Consider the following 21,142-nt stretch of genomic DNA (forward strand, 5'->3'; position numbering starts at 1 on the left):
GCCCCCGACGACGTCCCCGCCGCCGAGCGCGCCGCCCTGCGCCGTGGCCGGCTGCGTCCGTGGCTGCCGTTCCTGCTCGCGGCCGTGCTGTGCCTGGCGCTGCTGGGGTGGGCCCTCGTCGCCCTGCCGGGCCTGCCGGAGCGCGTGCCCACGCACTGGGGCGTCGACGGGCGGCCGGATGCGTGGGAGGACACCTCGTTCGGCACGGTGGCGGCGGGGCCGCTGATCGGCCTCGGCATGACGGGTTTCCTGGCGCTGGTCTCCGCTATGGTCACCGCCCTCACCCCCACGGATCCGGGACTGTCCCCGTGGCGGCGCGTGCGCCAGACGGGGGTGCACCGCGGGGTCCAGGAAAGCCTCGGCTGGTCGTGCGTGCTCATCGTGCTGGTGCTGGCCCCGACGACGGCCGAGGTGCTCGCCGCCGGGGCGTGGACGATGCCGTGGTGGCTCCTGCCCCTCACACTGACCGTGCTCATGGTGGGCATCTTCCCGGTACTGCGGGCCGGAACGCAGCGGTGGACGCGCTGGTCGGACCGCGTCGCGGCGGACCTCGAGTACCGGCCCACGGCCGCGGAACGCGCCGAGGACGAGATGTGGACGCCCCTGGGGCTCAAGCGCGACCCCGAGGACCCGGCTGTCTTCCCCGCCAAGCGTCCCGGCTACGGGGTGGGCGCGACGGTCAACCTCGCCACCCCGGTGGGCCGGTGGCTGGTGCGCGGATTCGTGGCCGTGTTCATCGTCGGCCTGCCGCTGGCGATCTGGCTCGGCGCGTACGCGGCACGGTGAGGCGGACCGTGCCCGACGACGACGCCGCCCGCCTGCTCCTGATCGCGGACACCCACATCCCGCGGCGCGCCCGCGCTCTGCCCGCGCAGGTGTGGGCCGAGGTGGCGCGGGCCGACGTCGTGCTCCACGCCGGCGACTGGGTGGCCGAGGACGTGCTCGACGACCTCGACGCGAGGGCCGCCCGGCTGGTGGGCGTGTGGGGCAACAACGACGGGCCTGGGCTGCGGGCGCGGCTGCCCGAGGTGGCGCGCGTGGAGATCGGCGGGGTGCGGATCGCGATGGTCCACGAGACGGGCCCGGCGGCCGGCCGCGAGCGCCGCATGGCCGCGGCGTTCCCGGACGCGGACGTGCTGGTCTTCGGGCACAGCCACATCCCGTGGGACACCGTGGCCGGTCCGGACACCGCGAACCCGGGGCTGCGGCTGCTCAACCCCGGCTCCTGCACGGACCGGAGGCGGCAGCCGGTGTGCACCCTGATGCGCGCGGTGGTGCGGGGCGGGCGGCTCGAGGACGTGGAGCTGGTGTCCGTGGACCGCACGCCGTGACCGACGGGCCGGCCGCTCCCCCCTGCAACGCTGGTTGAGTTATCACGGGTCCAGGCGGCTTGCACCCGTGATAACTCAACCCGCGTCGCGCCGGTGCCACCATGACCGGCGGGTCGGCCGCTCCTGCACAGCCACCACGACGACGGCGGCCCTCCCCAGGGCGCGTCGGTCCGGTCCGTCGCAGGGCCCGGGGGCGGCAGGCTCACCCCATGACCGCGCGCACGCCCCTGCCGTCCACCCTCGCCGCGGGCGCCTTCACGACGGCCGAGCTGCACGCCGCCGGCCTGCCGTGGCGCCGCACCCTCGCGGCAGACCTCGCCCGGATCTGCCGCGGCGTGCACACCGCGGGCGTCCCCGACCCGTGCGCCCCGGACGGCGCGGCCGCGCTGGTCCGCCTCACGGGCGGGGTGGTCTCCCACGTCTCTGCCGCCCTCTGGCACGGACTGCCGCTGCCGCCCCGCCTCGCGCGGCCAGCCGGACTGCACCTGACCTTCGACCGGTCCGCGCGCACGCACCGGACCGACCTGGGCGGCGTCGTCAGCCACCGGGTGCGACTGCCCTCCGACCACGTGCTCGAGCTTCCCGACGGCCAGCGCGTCACGACGGCGGCGCGCACCTGGTTCGACCTCGCCGGGATGCTCCGCCCCCACGAGGTGGACTGGCTCATCGCGGCCGGCGACCACCTGGTGCGTCCGCCGTGGACGCCGACGGGCCGGGCGCACCCCGTGGCCACCGTGCCCGGGCTGTCGGAGGTGCTCGCCCGCTGCCGTGGCCGGCCGGGTGTCCGTCTCGCACGTGCCGCGCTGGCCGAGGTGCGCGTCGGGGCCGACTCCCCGCCCGAGACCTTCCTCCGGCTCGCGCTGATCCGGGCCGGGCTGCCGGAGCCGGAGCTGCAGGTCGCCGTCGACCCGGCCGACCCGGCCTCGCCCGTCGTGGACCTCGGATACCGGGGGGCTCGCCTGGCCCTCCAGTACGACGGCGCCGGCCACCGCACGGCTCAGCAGCAGGCGAGGGACGCCCGTCGGGACGCGTACTGCCTCGAGCGGGAATGGACGACCCTGCGCTGCACCTGGGAGGACCAGCGCGCTGGGTTCGGGCGGATCGTGGGGCTGGTCCGGCGTCGGCTCGCCCGCACGCGCTGATCCGCCCCCGCGGCCAACACGGGTTGAGTTGTCACGGGTCCCGTCCAACGCGGGTTGAGTTGTCACGGGTCCAGGCCCGCGTAACCGGTGATAACTCAACCCGCGTTGCACGGCACCGGCCTGCGCCGCGTGACGCTCTGCGACGTGCCCACCCTGCCCCCGGCGCACCTCGCCCGGGACAATGGGAGGGACTGTCCCGAAGCCTCCATCGAAAGGACCCCCGTGGCTGACCACGAGTTCGGCTTCCGCACCCAGGCGCTGCACGCGGGCGCCGTCCCGGACGCCGTCCACGGCTCCCGCGCGGTGCCGATCCACCAGACCAGCTCCTTCGTGTTCGAGTCCGCCGAGGACGCCGCCAATCTCTTCGCGCTGCAGAAGTACGGCAACATCTACTCGCGGATCGGCAACCCCACGGTCGCTGCGTTCGAGGAGCGGGTCGCCACGCTCGAGGGCGGGATCGGGGCCGTCGCGACGGCGTCCGGCATGGCCGCCGAGTTCGTCACCTTCGCGGCCCTCGCCGGGGCCGGCGACCACATCGTGGCGTCCTCGAAGCTCTACGGCGGCACGATCACCCAGCTGGACGTCTCCCTGCGCCGGTTCGGCGTCGAGACCACGTTCGTGGACTCCGCCGAGGCCGCGGACTTCGAGGCCGCCCTCCAGCCCAACACCAAGGCCGTCTACACGGAGATCGTCGCCAACCCCTCCGGTGACGTCGTGGACCTGCCCGGCCTGGCCGACGTCGCCCACCGGCACGGCGTGCCGCTCGTCGTGGACGCGACCCTCACCCCGCCCTACCTGATCCGGCCGATCGAACACGGCGCGGACATCGTCATCCATTCGGCCACGAAGTTCCTCGGCGGGCAGGGCACCACGCTCGGTGGCGTCGTGGTGGAGTCCGGCCGCTTCCCGTGGGACAACGGCAAGTTCCCGTCCATGACCGAGCCCGTGCCCTCGTACGGCGGCGTCTCCTGGTGGGGCAACTTCGGCGAATACGGCTTCCTCACCAAGCTCCGCTCGGAGCAGCTGCGCGACTTCGGCCCGTCGCTGGCCCCGCAGTCGGCGTTCCAGCTGCTGCTCGGCGTCGAGACGCTGGCCCCGCGCATGGACGCCCACCTCGCCAACGCCCGCGCCGTCGCCACCTGGCTGGACGAGGACCCGCGCGTCTCCTGGGTCCGCTACGCCGGCCTGCCCGACCACCCGCACCACTCCCGCGCGCAGCAGCTGCTGCCCCGGGGCGTCGGCTCGGTGTTCAGCTTCGGCGTGGCCCCGGCAGTCACGGACACCGATGACGGCGCCTCCGGTCCGGAGGCCGGGCGCGCGACGGCGTCGCGCTTCATCTCCGCGCTGCAGCTGGCCTCCCACCTGGCCAACATCGGCGACGCGAAGACGCTGGTGCTGCACCCCGCCACGACGACCCATCAGCAGCTCACCGCCGAGCAGCTCGTGGCCGCGGGCATCCCGGCGGACCTGATCCGCATCTCGGTGGGCATCGAGGACCTCGAGGACATCCTCTGGGACCTGGACCAGGCCCTGACCGAGGCCACCGGCCGCACCCGCGACGGCGCCGTCGTCCCCGCAGAGCAGGAGGCCTGAGCCATGAGCACCACCCACCCCGAGCGCACCTGGACCGGCCCCGGCGCCCCCGAGCGCCTGGCGATCCTGCGGCGCACCCGGTCGATCGCGATCGTCGGCGCCTCGGACAAGCCGGCCCGTGCGTCGTACTTCGTGGCCACGTACCTGCTGAGCTCGACCACGTACGACGTCTACTTCGTGAATCCCGTGCTCGCCGCGGCCGGCAAGGAGATCCTCGGCCACCGCGTGTACGCCTCGCTCGACGACCTGCCCGTCACCCCGGACCTCGTGGAGGTGTTCCGCAAGTCCTCCGACGCCCCCGAGGTGGTGGCGGACGCCGCCCGCGTGGGCGCCCGGACCGTGTGGCTGCAGCTGGGCATCTGGAACGAGGACGCCGCGCGTCAGGCCGAGGCCGCGGGCCTGGAGGTCGTGATGGACCGCTGTGTGAAGATCGAGCACGCCCGCTTCCACGGCGGGCTCAACCTCGCCGGCTTCGTCACCGGCGTGATCAGCTCGCGGCGCCAGGAACTGGACCGCTAGGCGGGCGACGCCCCGTGTCGGGCGTCGTCCGGCCGTCGTTGCGCACCCGCCCGTCGATGGCGTGGGATGGTCCCATGACCTCCGAGCTCCCCTCCTCGTCCCTCTCCCCCGCCTGGACCGGCCGCACCGACGGCGACGCCCCCGAGCACCTGCGCTGGCACCAGGTCGTCCGCCCCGCCGACGGCCGCGGCGAGCCCACGACGACGCAGCGCCACCCCGGTGCCGGTGCTCCGACGTCGGGCGCGCGGTCCACGGCGCTCATCGGCTTCGCCTCGGACGAGGGCGTGCGCCGGAACCACGGCCGCGTGGGCGCCGAGGACGGCCCGGAGGCGCTGCGCGGCGCGCTCGCCTCGCTCGCGTACATCGAGGGCACGGGCGCGCTCGTGGACGCGGGCGACGTGTCCGTGGACCGCGGCGACGACGACGCCCCGGGCGAGCTCGAGGCGGGCCAGGCCGAGCTGGGCACGGTGGTCAGCGGGCTGCTGAACGCCCATGACCTGGCCGTGGTGCTCGGCGGCGGACACGAGACCGCCTACGCCTCGATCACGGGCCTGACCGGCTCCACGCGCGTGGGCGCGGGCACGCGCGTGGGCATCCTCAACCTGGACGCGCACTTCGACCTGCGCGAGGCGCCGCGGCCCAGCTCCGGCACCCCGTTCCTGCAGGCGCTGCGGGACGCCGAGGAGGCGGAGCATCAGCTCTCCTACGCGGTGGTGGGCATCAGCGAGGCCAACAACACCCGGGCCCTGTTCGACACCGCGCGCGAACGCGGGGTCACGTGGGTGACCGACGAGCAGGCCCAGACCGCCGACGTCACCGGCGTCCGCCGCTGGGTGCGCTCGTTCATCAACGCGGTGGACGTGCTCTACCTGACGATCGACCTGGATGTGCTGCCGGCCGCCGTCGCCCCGGGGGTGAGCGCACCGGCCGGCTTCGGCGTGCCGTACGAGGTGATCCACGCGTGCGCGCTGGAGGCCACCCAGTCCGGGAAGCTGGCCCTGGCCGACGTCGTGGAGCTCAACCCCGCCCTGGACGTGGACGGCCGCACGGCGAAGGCCGCGGCCCGGCTGATCCACACGATCGTCAGCCGTCACCGGACGGACGCGTCGCTGCTGGCCTGAGCGGGCCGGGGTCCATTCGGGCGCGGGGGCCGCACGCGTCAGCGTCCCTCCGCCCACGGGGCCGGGGGCTCGGCGCTGCCGTGGTCCGCGCGTCGGGCGGCGTAGTCCAGCGCCGAGCGTGCCAGGAAGTCGTGTAGGGCCAGCACCCCGGCCCGGGCTCCTGCCGCGTCCCTCCGGGTCACCGCCTCCAGCGCCGGGACGTAGAACGCCCGGCCGCGTTCGACCTCGTCGGGCAGGCCCTTCGTGGTGGCGAGCCAGAACCGCCGGGAGAGCCCCTGGAGCGGGACCAGGGAATCGGCGAGATAGCGGTTGTTCGCGATCGTGCGCAGGAGTTCGTGCGAGCGCCCGACGGCGGCGACGTACGCGGCCAGGTCCTCCACCGTGCGCAGGTGCCGCACGTGGGCCGCGACGGCGGCCAGCTGCTCCTCGTCCGCCCGCGCGCAGGCCAGTCCCACGGCCAGCGCCTCGAGCGACCGCCGCACCTCCAGCCTCTCCAGCTGGTCGTCCACGGAGATCGGGGGCACCTGCAGTCCCCGTCCCCCACCGACCAGGAGCCAGTGGTCTCGGATGAGGCGCTGCACGGCCTCGCGCAGGGGCGTGCGCCCCGTCTCGGCGACGTCAATGAGGTCCGCCTCGCTGAGGATGGCGCCCGGTGGCAGCTCCCCGGTCTCGATCTTCTGCATCAGGCGGGCGTAGGCCTCCTCCGACTTGTTCATGGGCCCAGCGTAGGCAGTGATCTGCCCCCAATCCGCTTGATATATCCGGAATATGCGACATAGCGTGGCCCACACACTGTTACCGGCATCACATGGAGGACTCATGAAGTACCGCCGCAGCACGAGGCCAACCCCCTGCCCTTCTCCCCCTTCAAGAGCTCCACCGTGCCGCGGCCCATCGGCTGGCTGTCCTCCGTGAGCACGGACGGCCGGGAGAACATCGCCCCCTACAGCCAGTGGCAGAACCTCACCTTCGACCCGCCCATGGTGATGTTCTCCGCGAACCAGTACCCGGACGGACGCCGCAAGGACACCGTCCTCAACGCGGAGCAGACCGGCTGGTTCGTGTGGAACATGGCCACCTACGACCTGCGCGAGGCCGTCAACGTCTCCGCCATGGCCCTGAAGCCGGGCGAGAGCGAGTGGGACCGCATCGCCGAGCACGGCGTCACCAAGGTCTACGCGGACAACCACCCCATCCCGATGGTCGCCGAGTCCCCCGTGCGCTTCGAGTGCCGCTACCACTCGACGCACCGCATCAAGGGCGACTCGAACGTCGGCACCATCGACGTGGTCTTCGCCCACGTGGACACCATCCACATCGACGACGACGTCATCACCGCCGACGGCCGCATCGACATCCCGCGCATCCAGCCGATCGCCCGCCTGGGCTACTTCGACTACACCGTGGTGCGGGAGACCTTCGAGATGCGGGTGCCCGGCGCCGACGGCGATGCCCAGGCCGGCCTCGAGGGACGGGCATGAGCACCGCGGCCACCGGCGCGGCCCGGCCCGCTCCCGTGCCCCGGGCCCGCCCCCGGAGCCTGAAGGACATGCTGGCCGTGAACTTCGGCAACGCGCTGGAGTGGTACGACTGGAACGTCTACACGATCTTCGCCCCGGTCTTCGCGGCGCAGATCTTCCACGCGGACAATCCCACCTCCGAGCTGCTCGCCACCCTGGCCGTCTTCGCGGTGGGCTTCGTCGCCCGCCCCATCGGCGGCTACGTGTTCGGCGCCTACGCGGACCGGGTGGGCCGCAAGCGCAGCCTCTTCGCGGCGATGATGATCACCGCGCTCGGCAGCCTGATCATCGCCTTCACCCCCACCTACGGCACGGTGGGCGTCCTCGCCTCGGTGATCCTCGTCATCGCCCGCCTGCTGCAGGGCCTGGCGCATGGCGGCGAGATGGGCACCTCCGTGACCTACCTCGTGGAGCGGGCGCCGCAGGGTCGGCGCGGGCTGTTCGGGGCGACGTCGTGGGTGTCCGTGGTGGTGGGCACGATCCTGGCCACGCTCGTGGGCCTGGCCATCAACACGCTGCTCTCTCCCGAGCAGGTGGCGTCCTGGGGCTGGCGCGTGGCGTTCGGCATCGGCGGCGTCCTCGGCCTCTACGCGCTGTACCTGCGACGGAGCCTGACGGAGTCGGAGCACTTCACGGCGGCGCAGCAGGTGGTGCCCACCGCCGACGACGCTCCCCGCCGGGAGCCGGGTGCGGTGTGACGCGGCCTGCTGACGATCTTCCTGGTCTCCGCGGGCGGCTCCCTGATGTTCTACACGTGGCTGATCTACCTGCCCACGCACGCGCAGGTGGCCCATCAGATGGACAAGTCCACCACCCTCTCGGCCTCGCTCGTGGCCCAGGTGATCTTCCTGGCCGCCATCCTCGGGGCGGGCCTGCTGGGCGACCGGATCGGCCGCCGTCCGCTGGTCATCGCCTTCGGCCTGCTCTTCGTGGTGCTGCCGTTCCCGCTGTTCGGCATGCTGGACGGCACCTTCGCCTCGTTCCTGCTCGTGCAGACCATCGCCCTGCTGGCGGTGGCGCTGCTGTTCGGCGTCAACGGCGCCGTCTGGTCCGAGGCGCTGCCCACGGCGGTGCGCGCCAAGGGCGTGGCCACCATGCTCTCACTGGCCACCGCGATCTTCGGCGGCACGGCGCCGTACCTGATCACGTGGCTGACGGCGCAGGGGTGGGCCAGCGCGTTCCCGATCTACCTCATGGTGGTCGGCGGCCTCACCGGCCTGACCGGCCTGTTCATGAAGGAGACGAAGGACGTGGACCTGGCGGCCTGAGCCGGGGCCAACCGACCCGACCCGCAGGCCGCCCCTCCACACACAGAGTGGTCACGACACGCCGTCTCGCGCAGACGCACGCGGCGTGTCGTGACCACTCTGTGGCGTCGGACGACGCTGCGGCGTCAGTGCCCCTCGGCCTCGGCGCCCTCGGACTCCTCGGCCAGGTCCTGCGGCTCGGCGTCGGCGGACACGCCCGCGAGCGCCTCCGCCACGGCGGCCAGCACGGACCCGTCGCGCAGGGCCTGCTCGGCGGCGGCCAGCTGCGGGGCCATGTACTGGTCCGGGCCGGGGCCGGGGACACCGGCCTCGCGGATCACGCGGACGGCGGCACCGGTCGCGGCGGAGGGCTGCAGCGGGGCGCGCAGCTCGATCGCGCGGGCGGCGGCCACGAGCTCGACGGCGAGCACCCGGCGGAAGTTCTCCACGGCCGAGCGCAGCTTGCGGGCGGCGTGCCAGCCCATGGAGACGTGGTCCTCCTGCATCGCGGAGGACGGGATGGAGTCCACGGACGCGGGCACGGCCAGGCGCTTCATGTCCGAGACGAGCCCGGCCTGCGTGTACTGGGCGATCATCATGCCGGAGTCCACGCCCGGGTCGTCCACGAGGAACGCGGGCAGCCCGTGCGAGCGGGCCGGGTCCAGCATGCGGTCGGTGCGGCGCTCGGACATGCTGGCGACGTCGGCCACCGGGATGGCCAGGAAGTCCAGCACGTACGCCACGGGCGCCCCGTGGAAGTTGCCGTTCGAGCTCACCCGGCCGTCGTCGAGCACCACCGGGTTGTCCACGGTCGCGGCGAGCTCGCGCTCGGCCACGGTGCGCACGTACGCGAGGGTGTCGCGGAGGCCGCCGGCCACCTGCGGGGCGCAGCGCAGCGAGTAGGCGTCCTGCACGCGGGAGTCGCCCTCCTTGTGGCTGGCCACGATCGGCGAGCCCGCCAGGATCTTCAGCATCCGGTCGGCGGAGGTCGCCTGGCCCGGGTGGGGGCGCAGCGGCAGGTGCAGCTCCGGCACGAACACGCGGTCGGTGCCGAGCAGCGCCTCCACGGACATCGCGGCGGTGAGGTCCACGGTGTCGGCGAGCTCCTCGAGGTCGGCCAGCGCCATGATCAGCATGCCGAGCATGCCCTCGGTGCCGTTGACGAGGGCCAGGCCCTCCTTCTCCCGCAGCTCGACCGGCTCGATCCCGGCCTCGGCGAGCGCCTCGCCGGCCGGACGCAGCGCGCCGTCCGTCCCGACGACGTCGCCCTCGCCCATCAGCGCCAGGGCCACGTGGGAGAGCGGTGCGAGGTCACCGGAGCAGCCCAGGGAGCCGAACTCGCGCACGGCGGGGGTGATGCCCGCGTTGAGCATGGCCATGAAGGTCTCGACCACCACGGGGCGCACGCCCGTGCGGCCGGAGGCCAGCGTGGTGGCCCGCAGGAACATCAGCGCGCGGACGACCTCGCGCTCCACCACGGGGCCCATGCCGGCGGCGTGGGAGCGGATCAGGGACTTCTGCAGCTGCGCGCGGGACTCGAGCGGGATGTGCTTGTCCGCGAGCGCGCCGAAGCCGGTGGACACGCCGTAGGTGGGGGTCTCGGCCTCGGCCAGCGCCTCGACGTGGCGGCGCACCGCGCCGACGGTCTCGAGCACGTCGTCGGCGAGCACCACGCGGGCGTCGTGGCGGGCCACGGCGACGACGTCGTCCAGGGTGGCCCCGGACGTGCCGAGCGTGACGGTGACGGGAGGGGTGGTCATGGTGATGCGTTCTCCTTGCTGTCGGTCGATCAGACGGCCCGGCGGCCCGCGCGCCAGACCGCGTGGGTCAGCGGCATGCCGGGGCGGTAGGCCAGGTGGATGGCGGCGGGGGCGTCGAGCACGTGCAGGTCGGCGCGCTTGCCGACCTCGAGGCTGCCGACGCGGTCCTGCGCGCGCAGGCCGAGGGCCCCGCCGAGGGTGGCGGCGCGCACGGCCTCGGCGAGGGTCAGGTGCATCTGCAGCACGGCGGTGCCCACGTTGAAGTTCATGGACGTGGTGTAGCTGGTGCCCGGGTTGCAGTTCGAGGCCAGGGAGACCTCGATGCCGGCGTCGAGCAGACGACGCGCGGGCGCCAGCGGGGCGCGGGTGGACAGGTCGCACGCGGGCAGGCAGCCGGCCACGGTGCCGGGCGTCCCGGTGGCGGAGGCGCGGTCCCAGTCGGCCCAGGTGCCGGCCAGGGCCTCGACGTCCGCGTCGGAGAGGTGGTTGACGTGGTCCACGGAGGCGGCGCCGAACTCCACGGCCACGCCCACCCCCGGGCCCTGCTCGATCTGGTTGCCGTGCAGGCGCACGCCCAGGCCCGCCGCCACACCCGCGGCGAGCACGCGGCGGGTCTGCTCGGCGTCGAAGGCGCCGGTGTCGCAGAACACGTCCACCCAGCTCGCGTGCTCCCGCACGGCCGCGAGCATCGGCCCGACGACGTCGTCCAGGTAGTCCTCCGCATCCCGGCCCGGGGGCACGAGGTGGGCGCCGAGGAAGGTCACCTCGTCCACGAGGCCCTCCTCGCGCAGCCCGGCCAGCAGGCGCGCGTGGCGCGCCTCCTCCTCCACGGTGAGCCCGTAGCCGGTCTTGGTCTCGAGGTAGGTGGTGCCGCCGGCCACCGCGTCGGCCACCCGGCCGCGGACCAGCTCGGCCAGGCGAGCGTCCGAGGCGGCGCGGGTGGCGGAGGTGGTCACGCCGATGCCGCCGGCCGCGTAGGACTCGCCGGCCATGCGGGCCTCGAACTCGGCGGAGCGGTCCCCGTCGAACACGAGATGCGTGTGGGAGTCCACCCAGCCCGGCAGCACGGCGCGGCCCTCGACGGACACCCGGTCGTCCGCCTCCGGGGCGTCCGCGGCGGGGCCGATCCAGGCGATGCGCTCGTCCTCGACGACGACGGCCGCGTCCGTGAGCACCCGCCCTTCGGGGTCGACGGTGGTCAGCTCGGCGATGTCGGTGATGAGCGTGGAGCGCATGGGGGCCTCTCTGCGGGACGGACGGGGGTGGGCCGGTGGGGCCGGTGGGGCGGGCCTCAGGTGAGCGCGGCCACCAGGTGGGCCAGCGGCGTGGCCAGCACGATGGTGAGCGCCACGCGCTCGACCCAGATCACCAGGAGGTGCCACATCTTCACGGGGATGTCCGTGGCCAGGATGGCAGGAACCACCGCGGAGAAGAAGATGATCGCGGAGACGCAGACGACGCCGATCACGAACCGGGCGACGAGGTCCTCGTGACCGGCCGCCATCGTGGCCGGGATGAACATCTCGGCGATCGAGGTGGCGGAGGCCGAGGCCAGCAGGCCGGGGTCGGAGTAGCCGAGCGCCCAGAACAGCGGGTAGAAGATCACGCCGATCCACTCGAACACGGGCGTGTACGTGGCCAGGACCAGGGCGATCAGGCCCACGGACATGATGGACGGCAGGATCTGGAGCACCATCACGAGTCCATCCCGGAAGTTGACCCAGATGTTCTTCGGCAGGGACGGGGCCTCGGCGAGGGTCTGCTCGGCGGCGCGACGGGCCACGCGGAAGCGGTCCCGGGTGACGGCCTGCTCGGGCGAGTGGGTGACGCCCGGGTAGCACTCGTCCGGGATGCGGCTCAGCGGCGGGATGCGCACCGTGATGGCGGTGACCGCGAACGTCACCGCGAGGGTGCCGAAGAAGTACCAGAGCCAGATGTCCATCAGGCCCAGCGTCTTGGCCACGATCACCATGAAGGTCGCGGACACCGTGGAGAAGCCGACGGCGATGATCGCCGCCTCGCGGGCCGTGTAGCGGCCGCCGGTGTACATGCGGTTCGTCAGCAGCAGGCCCAGGGCGTAGGAGCCCACGAAGGAGGCGACGGCGTCGACGGCGGCGCGGCCGGGCACGCGCCAGATCGGCCGCATGGCCGGGCGCAGGTAGACGCCCACGAACTCCATGAGGCCGTAGCCGATCACGAGGGCCAGGAAGACGCCGCCGATGGGGACGATCAGGCCCACGGGCACCACGAGCTTGTCCATCAGGAACGGGCCGATGCTCTCGTCCAGGATCCAGCTCGGGCCCACGCCGAACACGACCATCGCCGAGGCGACCAGGCCGAGCACGGCGAGGAAGGCGAAGACCGTCCGGGTGGTGCTGGTGCGCCAGCGGCCCGAGGCGAACGGGTACACGGCGCCGGCGGCGATGATGGCCATGCCCACCCAGCGGTCGGCCGGGCCGAGCAGCCCGCGCACCCAGGTCACCAGGTGGTCCAGCGGGATGGAGCTCGCCCCGTTGATCGTGACGGGCACGAAGAACATGACGATGCCGATCGCCGAGTAGACGATCATGCGCCAGCGCGCCGGCGGGCGGGGCGCGTCGGCCTCGATCGCGGCCATCGCGGTGGTGTCGGTGTGCAGCTCGTGGTCTGCGGGGCGGGACGAGTCCATCGTGGTGTCCTTTCGATCGCGAGCCGGACGGGCGTCCGCCCGTCCGGCTCGCGGCGGTGAAGCCGTCGGACGGCGACGGCGCGGCGGCACCGTCGCCGTCCGACGACGTGACCGGGGTCAGTCCCGGATCGTGGCCTCCATGGGCACACGGACGCCGCGCTCGGCGGCGACCTCGACGGCGCGGGAGTAGCCGGCGTCGACGTGGCGGATGACGCCCATGCCGGGGTCGTTGGTGAGCAGCGCCTCGAGCTTGGCCGCGGCCAGCTCGGTGCCGTCGGCAACGCCCACCTGGCCGGCGTGGATGGACCGGCCGATGCCGACGCCGCCGCCGTGGTGGATCGACACCCAGGTGGCGCCGGAGGAGGTGGCGGTCAGGGCGTTCAGCAGCGGCCAGTCGGCGATCGCGTCGGAGCCGTCCAGCATGGACTCGGTCTCGCGGTACGGGGAGGCCACGGAGCCGGAGTCGAGGTGGTCGCGGCCGATCACGATCGGCGCCTTGACCTTGCCCTCGGCCACGAGCTGGTTGAAGAGCAGGCCGGCCTTGTGGCGCTCGCCGTAGCCCAGCCAGCAGATGCGGGCCGGCAGGCCCTCGAACTCCACGAACTCGGCGGCGCCGTCGAGCCAGCGGTGCAGGTGCTCGTTCTCGGGGAACAGCTCCTTCAGGGCCTCGTCGGTCACGCGGATGTCCTCCGGGTCGCCGGAGAGCGCGGCCCAGCGGAACGGGCCGAGGCCCTCGCAGAACAGCGGGCGGATGTAGGCCGGGACGAAGCCCGGGAACTCGAACGCGCGGGAGTAGCCGGCCTTGCGGGCCTCGTCGCGGATGGAGTTGCCGTAGTCGAACACCTCGGCGCCGATGTCCTGGAAGCCGACCATGGCCTCGACCTGGCGGGCCATGGACTCCTGGGCCTTCTTGGTGAAGGTGTCCGGGTCGGCCTCGGCCTCGGCGTGCCAGTCCTTCTCGTCGATCTCGATCGGCAGGTAGGACAGCGGGTCGTGCGCGGAGGTCTGGTCGGTGACGATGTCGATCTCGACGGTGCCGGCCTTCTGGCGCTCGAGCAGCTCGGGGAACACCTCGGCGGCGTTGCCCACGAGGCCCACGGAGACGGCCTCGCCGTCGCGCTTGGCCTGCATGACGCGCTCGACGGCCTTGTCGATGTCCGTCTCCACCTCGTCCAGGTAGCGCTTGCCCATGCGACGGCGCAGGCGGTCCTCCGAGACGTCCACGATCAGGCAGACGCCGCCGTTGAGGGTGACGGCCAGGGGCTGGGCGCCGCCCATGCCGCCGCAGCCGCCGGTGAGGGTGAGGGTGCCCTGGAGGGAGCCGTCGTAGCGCTTGCGGCCGATCGCGGCGAAGGTCTCGTAGGTGCCCTGCAGGATGCCCTGGGTGGCGATGTAGATCCACGAGCCGGCGGTCATCTGGCCGTACATCATCAGGCCCTCGGCCTCGAGCTTGCGGAACTCCGGCCACGTGGCCCAGTCGCCCACGAGGTTGGAGTTGGCGATCAGCACGCGCGGGGCCCACTTGTTGGTGCGGAACACGCCCACCGGCTTGCCGGACTGCACCAGGAGGGTCTCGTCCTCCTCGAGGTCCTTGAGGGTGGCGACGATGGCGTCGTAGGCCTCCCAGGAGCGGGCCGCGCGGCCGGTGCCGCCGTAGACGACGAGGTCCTCGGGCCGCTCGGCGACCTCGGGGTCCAGGTTGTTCATGAGCATCCGCAGCGGGGCCTCGGTCTGCCAGGACTTGGCGGACAGCTCGGTGCCGCGCGGGGCGCGGATGGTGCGGGACGGGTCGTGCTGGGTGAAGCCCACGGCCATGGCAGTTCCTCTCGACGGGGTGCGTGCGCCGCCGGGACGAGTGGCCCCTGTGATTTCACGGCTCGGCATGCACTTTCCGAACATTGAAACAGTGACTCGGCTCACGCGCAAGCCCGATCCGTGTGTCCCGCACCCGTTACGCTCCCTCTCATGACCACCACCCCCACCGCCTCGACGCGCACCGTGGACCGGGCCCTGGACCTGCTCGCCGCCGTCACCGAGCAGCCCCGGCTGAGCCTGACCGAGGCCGCCCGCGCCACGGAGCTGCCGGCGTCCACGGCGCTGCGCCTGCTGCGCAGCCTCGAGGGATCCGGCTTCGTGGCCCGCGACGACGACGGCGCCTACCGCCCCGGCGTGCGCCTCATCCAGCTCGGGGCGCGGGCCTTCTCCCGAGACTCGCTCGTGCAGCTGGCCCGCGGGCCGATGGACCACGTCGTGGCCGCCACGGGCGAATCCGTCTACCTCTCGGTGACGACCCCTCCGGACTCCGCCGTCTACCTGGCGATCGTGGAGGGCACGCACTCCGTCCGCCACACGAACTGGGTCGGACGCACCGTCCCCCTGGCGGGCACGGCCGTGGGCGACGCCCTGCGCGGCAGCGTGGCCGCGGGGGACTACACGCTGCGCACCCGTTCCGTGGAGAAGGACGTCACCTCGCTGTCCGCCCCCATCAGCGTGGCGGGCACGGTGGTCGGTGCGCTCAGCACGCTCGTGCCGGCCTACCGCTGCACGGACGAGCTGGCGGACCGGTGCGGGGCGGCCCTCGTCGCCGCCACCGGCGAGCTCGCGCACCTGCTCGGGGCGGCCGACACTCCCAGGGAACGCCCAGCCGACTCCCCTGGAAAGCCCAAGGCGAGTTCGTAGGCTGAAGCCACCTCATCGAAGGTGCGAGTGATGACGGAGAAGGCCCCGGGCCCGGCGAGAGCCGGAACCGGGGCCTTTCTCTGCGGCCGGCGCCCGAGGCGCCGGTTGCGGGGATCAGCGGCGGGAGGAGACGACGCCCGCCCAGAGGCCGCCGAGCAGGCCCGCCACCGGCAGCATCCAGAACAGGTGCAGGCCCGCCCCGTAGAGGACGGTGTTGGAGAACACCGCGAACAGGCCCACGGCACCGAGGAAGCCGCCGACCACGCCACCGACCACGTAGCGCACGACGGAGCGGGCAGCCCCGCCCATCAGCAGCACGACCAGGTAGCCGGCCGCGCCCGCCAGGGCGCCGCCCACCAGGCCGAACATGAACGACTGCACCAGCACGACCCAGCCGTGGCCGGTCTTGCCCAGCGCCACGGAGCCGTTCGGATCACCCAGGTCGCCGGTGAGCACGCGCACGACGTTGCCGATGATCACGACGAGCACCGAGACGAGGATGACGCGGTTGGTGAAGCCCCAGCCCTCCACCGGGCCCAGCGGCTCGAGCACCTCCTCCTCCACCACGGCGTGGCGCACGGGGCGGGCCGGGGCGGTGTGGGCGTTCGCGGCGTGGGGCTGGACGGCGTGGCTGCCGTCGGCGTTGATGGTCATCTCTGATCTCCCGTCCCGCCCCGGGCGGGGCGCGTTCCGAGCGCCGGGGCGCCCGTCTGGTTGCACGTCTGACGTGATTTTAGGCTTTTCCCAGCCCGAGGGGGTAATGGTGACCCGTCCGCCGGGCGGGGACGGCTCAGAGGACGTCGGTGCGGCGGTTGGCGAGCGAGGGGAGGAACTCCCGGACCTCGTCGATCCGCTCGCGGGTGACCTCCGCGGTCGCCACGGCCTCCCGCTCGTCGGCGAGCTCGGCGACGGGCAGCGCCAGCGGGTCCACGATCATCGAGTGGCCCACGGTGCCGTCCGAGCACGTGTCCGCCGCGGCCACCCACACGGTGTTCTCCACCGCGCGGGCCTTGAGCAGGGTGCGCCAGTGCTCCACCTTGTGCTCGCCGGAGAACCACGCCGCGGGGATCACGAGCACGTCCGCGCCCTCCACCGCGAGACGCCGGGACAGCTCGGGGAAGCGCAGGTCGTAGCAGGTGAGCAGGCCCAGGCGGAGCCCGCCGAGCTCGATCGCGGCGACGCCGCCGTCGCCGGGGGTGATCCGGTCCGACTCGCGGTGCGCGAACGCGTCGTAGAGGTGGAGTTTGCGGTACGCGCCCAGCCGGGCGCCGTCCGCGCCCACCGCCAGCAGCGTGTTGTAGGGACGCCGGTCCGGTCCCGGCTCGTAGCCGCCCGCGACGACGGCGATCCCGTGCTCCCGCGCCAGCGCGGCCAGGCCCGCGGCGAACGGCTCCCAGGCCGCGGCGACGGCGTCGGGGAACTCCTCCCCCACCTCGCGGGCCCCGAGCATGGCCTCCTCGGGCAGCACCAGGAGGTCCGCCCCCTCGCCCGCGGCGCGGGCGGCGAGGCGGGCCATCACGGCCAGGTTCTCCTCGACGTCGCCCACGGGCCCGAACTGTCCGACGCTGATCCTCATGCCCCCAGGGTAGCCAGGCCCCTGCCGGTGGCCGTCAGCCCTGGTCAGCACCGAGGTCAGCCGCCACGCTAAAGACCGGACACGACGTCGGCCCGCATCGGCCGCCGTCGTCCTCCGCCCCGGATCCGCGCGGCACCGCGCGGCACGTCGACACCACAGGAGCAGACGCGATGACCACCCAGCAGCCCGACATCCCCGGCACGCCGGGGCCGATCACCCCCGACCTCGAGGAGCACACCGCCCTCACCCACCCGGACCAGCCCGTGGCCGTGCCGGCCCCGGACCAGCGTGGTCCGGCCCAGGTCTCCCCCACCGGCCAGGACACCGGCGCCGACCCCGCGACCGCCGCGCAGGGCTGCCCATACCTGACCACCGCGCACGGCGTGCGCCTGCAGGACTCGGACCACTCGCTCAAGGCCGGCCGCCGCGGCCCCACCCTGCTGCAGGACCACCACCTGCGGGAGAAGCTCAGCCACTTCGACCACGAGCGCATCCCCGAGCGCGTGGTCCACGCCCGCGGCGCCGGCGCCCACGGCGTGTTCCGCGGCTATGGCACCGCCGCGAAGATCAGCCGGGCCGGGCTCTTCGCCAAGGACAAGGAGACGGAAGTGTTCGTCCGCTTCTCCACCGTGGCCGGCTCCCGCGGCTCCATGGACCTGGCCCGCGACACCCGCGGCTTCGCCACCAAGTTCTACACGGACGAGGGCACGTGGGACCTGGTGGGCAACAACATCCCCGTGTTCTTCGTGCAGGACGCCATCAAGTTCCCGGACGTGGTGCACTCGGTGAAGCCGCACCCGGACCGCGAGATCCCGCAGGCGCAGTCCGCGCACGACACGTTCTGGGACTTCGTGTCCCTGCACACCGAGGCCCAGCACCACACCCTGTGGAACATGTCCGACCGCGGCATCCCGCGCTCCTACCGCATGATGGAGGGCTTCGGCGTCCACACCTACCGCCTGATCGCGGCGGACGGCTCCACCGTGCTGGTCAAGTTCCACTGGAAGCCGATGCTCGGCGTGCACTCCGTGACCTGGGAGGAGGCGCTGCTCACCAACGGCATGGACCCGGACTTCCACCGGCGTGACCTCGCCGACGCGATCGAGGCCGGCGCCTTCCCCGAGTGGGAGCTCGGCGTGCAGGTGTTCGAGGACAACGAGGAGCAGATGTTCGAGGGCATCGACCTGCTCGACCCCACGAAGCTGGTCCCGGAGGAGCTCGCCCCCGTGCAGCCCCTCGGCCGCATGACGCTGAACGCCAACCCGTCCAACTACTTCGCCGAGACGGAGCAGGTGGCCTTCAACCCGGCCAACCTCGTGCCCGGCATCGACGTCACCAACGACCCGCTCCTGCAGGGCCGCCTGTTCTCCTACCTGGACACCCAGCTCACCCGCCTCGGCGGGCCGAACTGGAACCAGCTGCCCATCAACCGCCCGCACGCCCCGGTCAACGACATGCTGCGTGACGGCTTCCACCAGAGCGCCGTGCATCGCGGCGTGGCGCCGTACCGGCCCAACTCGCTCGACGGCGGCCTGCCGTACGAGACCCCCGCGGACGACCACGCGTTCATCGAGCACCCGGAGCCGCTGCCGGCGTCGGTGAAGGAGCGCGCGCACGCCGCCTCCTTCGACGACCACTTCTCGCAGGCGCGCCTGTTCTTCCTCTCCCTCTCCGAGGTGGAGCGCGAGCACGTGGCGCAGGCGTACACGTTCGAGCTGGGCAAGTGCTACGAGCAGACCATCCGCGAGCGCCAGCTGGCCCACCTCGCCGCGATCGACACGCGACTGGCCCAGCAGGTCGCGGACGGCCTGGGCATCCCCGTTCCCGCGCCGACCGAGACCCCGGCCGAGGTGCAGCCCTCCCCCGTGCTGTCCCAGATCGGCGGCGCGTGGCCGCTCGACGGCCGTCAGGTCGGCGTCGTGGTGGGCGAGTCCGTGGACGAGAAGGAGCTGGACGCCCTCGTGCAGGGCATCCACGGTGCGGGCATGGTCCCGCTGGTCATCGCGCCGAAGGGCGGCCCCGTGGCCGGGGAGATCGTGGCCCAGCGGACCTACCTGACCGCCGCGTCCATCGAGCTGGATGCCGTGGTCGTGGCCTCGCCGGCGGCCCCCGCCGCAGACGCCGCCCCCAGCCTGGACCAGAAGGCCGGCGCCGCCGACTCCGAGGCGGTGGACCCGCGCGTCGTCAAGGTGCTGCAGGAGATGTGGCGCCACTCGAAGGCGATCCTCGCCCTCGAGCCGGCGGAGGCCGTCCTCGCTGCCGCCCAGGTGTCCGGCAAGGGCGTCGAGTCCGCGGCGGACGGCGCGGCCGCCGTGGCGGCGCTGAAGCAGCTCCTGCCCGCGCACCGCGTGTGGGACCGCTTCCCGACGACGGGCCGCCTGGCCGACTGACCGGCGGACCCCCGGGCGCTTTCGAACGTGAGATAGGGCCTATCTCACGTTCGAAAGCGCCCATTCGCCCTCTTTCACGTTCGAAAGTGCAGGCCAGGGCGGGCCGGGCCGGGGCGGCGGGCCGGGTCAGTCCTCGATGAGGTCCCGGACCTGGACCACCTGGTCGCGGCCCGGGCCCACGCCGATCGCGGAGATCCGGCACCCGGAGAGCTTCTCGAGGGCCTCCACGTAGCGCTGGGCGTTCAGCGGCAGGTCGGTGAACGCGCGGGCACCGGAGATGTCCTCGGTCCACCCGTCGAAGTGCTCGTACACCGGCTTCGCGTGATGGAACTCGGTCTGGGTCATGGGCATGCGGTCGTGGCGCACGCCGTCCACCTCGTAGGCCACGCACACCGGGATCTTCTCGATGCCGGTGAGCACGTCCAGCTTGGTGAGGAAGTAGTCCGTGAAGCCGTTGATCCGCGCGGCGTAGTGGGCCATGACGGCGTCGTACCAGCCGGTGCGCCGCGGGCGGCCGGTGTTCACGCCGAACTCGCCGCCGGTGGTGCGCAGCTGCTCGCCCATCTCGTCGAAGAGCTCCGTGGGGAACGGGCCGGCGCCGACGCGCGTGGTGTAGGCCTTCACGATGCCGATGGTGCGGGAGAAGCGGGTGGGGCCGATGCCCGCGCCCACGGCCGCGCCGCCGGCGGTCGGGTTGGACGAGGTCACGAACGGGTAGGTGCCGTGGTCCACGTCCAGGTAGGTGGCCTGGCCGCCCTCCATGAGCACCACCTTGCCCTCGTCCAGGGCGTCGTTGAGCAGGTTCACGGAGTCCACGACCATGGGGCGCAGGCGGTCCGCGTAGCCCAGGAAGTACTCGGCGATCTCGTCCACGGTGACGGCGCGGCGGTTGTAGAGCTTCACCAGCAGCTCGTTCTTCTGCCGCAGGGCGCCCTCGATCTTCTGGCGCAGGATCGACTCGTCGAAGATGTCCTGCACGCGGATGCCCAGGCGGGCCACCTTGTCCATGTAGGTGGGGCCGATGCCGCGGCCGGTGGTGCCGATCGCACGCTTGCCCAGGAACCGCTCGGTCACCTTGTCCATGGTCTGGTGGTACGGCGCCACGAGGTGGGCGTTGGCGGAGATCTTCAGGTGCTCGCACGAGTGGCCGCGGGACTCGAGCCCGTCGATCTCCTCGAACAGCGCCTCCAGGTTCACCACCACGCCGTTGCCGATCACCGGCACCGCGTTGGGCGAGAGGATGCCGGCGGGCAGCAGCTTGAGCTCGAACTTCTCCCCGTTGACGACGACGGTGTGCCCGGCGTTGTTGCCGCCGTTCGGCTTGACGACGTAGTCCACTCGCCCGCCCAGCAGGTCGGTGGCCTTGCCCTTGCCCTCGTCGCCCCACTGGGCTCCGACGATCGCGATCGCTGGCATCTGCATCTCTCCTCAGGGCGGCGGGTCGTCCCGGACCGGCCCGTACATGGAAAACGCCCCCTTGCGGTGCGCACGGAGGCCGTACCCCCGAATCCTACCAGCGTGACGGATGCCACCCTCTGGCTACGCTGACGCCATGAGCACCGCAGCGCCCCACACCCAGCACTCGGACTTCCCCTC

19 protein-coding genes are annotated in these 21,142 nt (G+C 72.9%); 11 read left to right on the plus strand and 8 right to left on the minus strand.

Annotated elements, in window-relative coordinates:
- The 6 genes from J1M37_RS06445 to hutG form a co-directional block, all read left to right on the plus strand.
- On the plus strand, window positions 1-786 hold a 786-nt coding region (locus J1M37_RS06445), incomplete at its 5' end, for a DUF1648 domain-containing protein (RefSeq protein WP_159305678.1).
- Between the two features lie 8 nt (window positions 787-794).
- On the plus strand, window positions 795-1,331 hold the full coding sequence (locus tag J1M37_RS06450; protein WP_036315813.1) for a metallophosphoesterase family protein: 537 nt from the start codon (window positions 795-797) through the stop codon (window positions 1,329-1,331).
- Between the two features lie 209 nt (window positions 1,332-1,540).
- Entirely contained in the window at window positions 1,541-2,473 is a 933-nt protein-coding gene (locus J1M37_RS06455; protein ID WP_206452347.1) for a hypothetical protein, read from the plus strand.
- A gap of 222 nt (window positions 2,474-2,695) precedes the next feature.
- Window positions 2,696-4,066, plus strand: a complete 1,371-nt coding sequence (locus tag J1M37_RS06460; RefSeq protein WP_206452348.1) for an aminotransferase class I/II-fold pyridoxal phosphate-dependent enzyme — start codon at window positions 2,696-2,698, stop codon at window positions 4,064-4,066.
- Between the two features lie 3 nt (window positions 4,067-4,069).
- Complete coding sequence (locus J1M37_RS06465) at window positions 4,070-4,585, plus strand: CoA-binding protein (protein WP_041104443.1); 516 nt, start codon at window positions 4,070-4,072, stop codon at window positions 4,583-4,585.
- A gap of 74 nt (window positions 4,586-4,659) precedes the next feature.
- Window positions 4,660-5,706 carry a formimidoylglutamase gene (hutG, locus tag J1M37_RS06470; RefSeq protein WP_206452349.1) on the plus strand — a complete coding sequence of 349 codons (1,047 nt, stop codon included), beginning with the start codon at window positions 4,660-4,662 and terminating at the stop codon, window positions 5,704-5,706.
- A gap of 38 nt (window positions 5,707-5,744) precedes the next feature.
- Here the strand turns inward: hutG and J1M37_RS06475 are convergent, their stop codons facing one another.
- Entirely contained in the window at window positions 5,745-6,422 is a 678-nt protein-coding gene (locus tag J1M37_RS06475) for a GntR family transcriptional regulator (protein WP_049147894.1), read from the minus strand.
- A gap of 165 nt (window positions 6,423-6,587) precedes the next feature.
- On the opposite strand from J1M37_RS06475, the gene J1M37_RS06480 reads away from it, so the two are divergent.
- From J1M37_RS06480 to J1M37_RS11525, 3 genes are read left to right on the plus strand one after another with little or no spacing between them, the layout of a single operon-like run.
- On the plus strand, window positions 6,588-7,187 hold the full coding sequence (locus J1M37_RS06480; RefSeq protein WP_230297363.1) for a flavin reductase family protein: 600 nt from the start codon (window positions 6,588-6,590) through the stop codon (window positions 7,185-7,187).
- Window positions 7,184-7,924 (plus strand): MFS transporter, encoded by a 741-nt coding sequence (locus tag J1M37_RS11520; protein WP_230297364.1) that lies wholly within the window; start codon window positions 7,184-7,186, stop codon window positions 7,922-7,924. Before J1M37_RS06480 ends, J1M37_RS11520 begins: the two co-directional genes overlap by 4 nt.
- Before the next feature lie 21 nt (window positions 7,925-7,945).
- Complete coding sequence (locus tag J1M37_RS11525; protein WP_336633777.1) at window positions 7,946-8,494, plus strand: MFS transporter; 549 nt, start codon at window positions 7,946-7,948, stop codon at window positions 8,492-8,494.
- Window positions 8,495-8,619: 125 nt separating this feature from the next.
- On the opposite strand, the gene hutH is transcribed toward J1M37_RS11525, so the two are convergent.
- The 4 genes from hutH to hutU all read right to left on the minus strand — a co-directional run bounded on the left by hutH (window position 8,620) and on the right by hutU (window position 14,716).
- Window positions 8,620-10,233, minus strand: coding sequence for a histidine ammonia-lyase (hutH, locus tag J1M37_RS06490; RefSeq protein ID WP_206452350.1), 1,614 nt, complete (start codon window positions 10,231-10,233; stop codon window positions 8,620-8,622).
- A gap of 29 nt (window positions 10,234-10,262) precedes the next feature.
- On the minus strand, window positions 10,263-11,468 hold the full coding sequence (gene hutI / locus J1M37_RS06495; protein WP_206452351.1) for an imidazolonepropionase: 1,206 nt from the start codon (window positions 11,466-11,468) through the stop codon (window positions 10,263-10,265).
- A gap of 56 nt (window positions 11,469-11,524) precedes the next feature.
- On the minus strand, window positions 11,525-12,901 hold the full coding sequence (locus J1M37_RS06500; RefSeq protein ID WP_098093788.1) for a YjiH family protein: 1,377 nt from the start codon (window positions 12,899-12,901) through the stop codon (window positions 11,525-11,527).
- A 117-nt stretch (window positions 12,902-13,018) separates the two neighbouring features.
- Window positions 13,019-14,716, minus strand: coding sequence for a urocanate hydratase (gene hutU, locus J1M37_RS06505; protein ID WP_141843469.1), 1,698 nt, complete (start codon window positions 14,714-14,716; stop codon window positions 13,019-13,021).
- Window positions 14,717-14,866: 150 nt separating this feature from the next.
- Here hutU and J1M37_RS06510 point away from each other — a divergent pair, with 150 nt between their 5' ends.
- The gene (locus tag J1M37_RS06510; protein WP_041104426.1) at window positions 14,867-15,580 is read left to right on the plus strand and encodes an IclR family transcriptional regulator; all 714 of its coding nucleotides are present in this window, start codon (window positions 14,867-14,869) and stop codon (window positions 15,578-15,580) included.
- Between the two features lie 114 nt (window positions 15,581-15,694).
- Here J1M37_RS06510 and J1M37_RS06515 read toward each other — a convergent pair whose 3' ends face one another.
- Together J1M37_RS06515 and J1M37_RS06520 are read right to left on the minus strand one after the other, a co-directional pair.
- The gene (locus J1M37_RS06515; RefSeq protein ID WP_134377012.1) at window positions 15,695-16,234 is read right to left on the minus strand and encodes a hypothetical protein; all 540 of its coding nucleotides are present in this window, start codon (window positions 16,232-16,234) and stop codon (window positions 15,695-15,697) included.
- A gap of 136 nt (window positions 16,235-16,370) precedes the next feature.
- Window positions 16,371-17,156, minus strand: a complete 786-nt coding sequence (locus J1M37_RS06520) for a carbon-nitrogen hydrolase family protein (protein WP_078025417.1) — start codon at window positions 17,154-17,156, stop codon at window positions 16,371-16,373.
- A 170-nt stretch (window positions 17,157-17,326) separates the two neighbouring features.
- Between J1M37_RS06520 and J1M37_RS06525 the strand changes: the two genes are divergently transcribed.
- Entirely contained in the window at window positions 17,327-19,546 is a 2,220-nt protein-coding gene (locus J1M37_RS06525; protein WP_134377013.1) for a catalase, read from the plus strand.
- Between the two features lie 126 nt (window positions 19,547-19,672).
- Here the strand turns inward: J1M37_RS06525 and J1M37_RS06530 are convergent, their stop codons facing one another.
- Entirely contained in the window at window positions 19,673-20,962 is a 1,290-nt protein-coding gene (locus tag J1M37_RS06530) for an adenylosuccinate synthase (protein WP_069941931.1), read from the minus strand.
- Between the last annotated feature and the right edge of the window lie 180 nt (window positions 20,963-21,142).

The sequence above is a fragment of the Micrococcus sp. KRD012 genome, from assembly GCF_017168555.1.
In the GTDB taxonomy this organism is placed as follows: Bacteria; Actinomycetota; Actinomycetes; order Actinomycetales; family Micrococcaceae; genus Micrococcus; species Micrococcus luteus.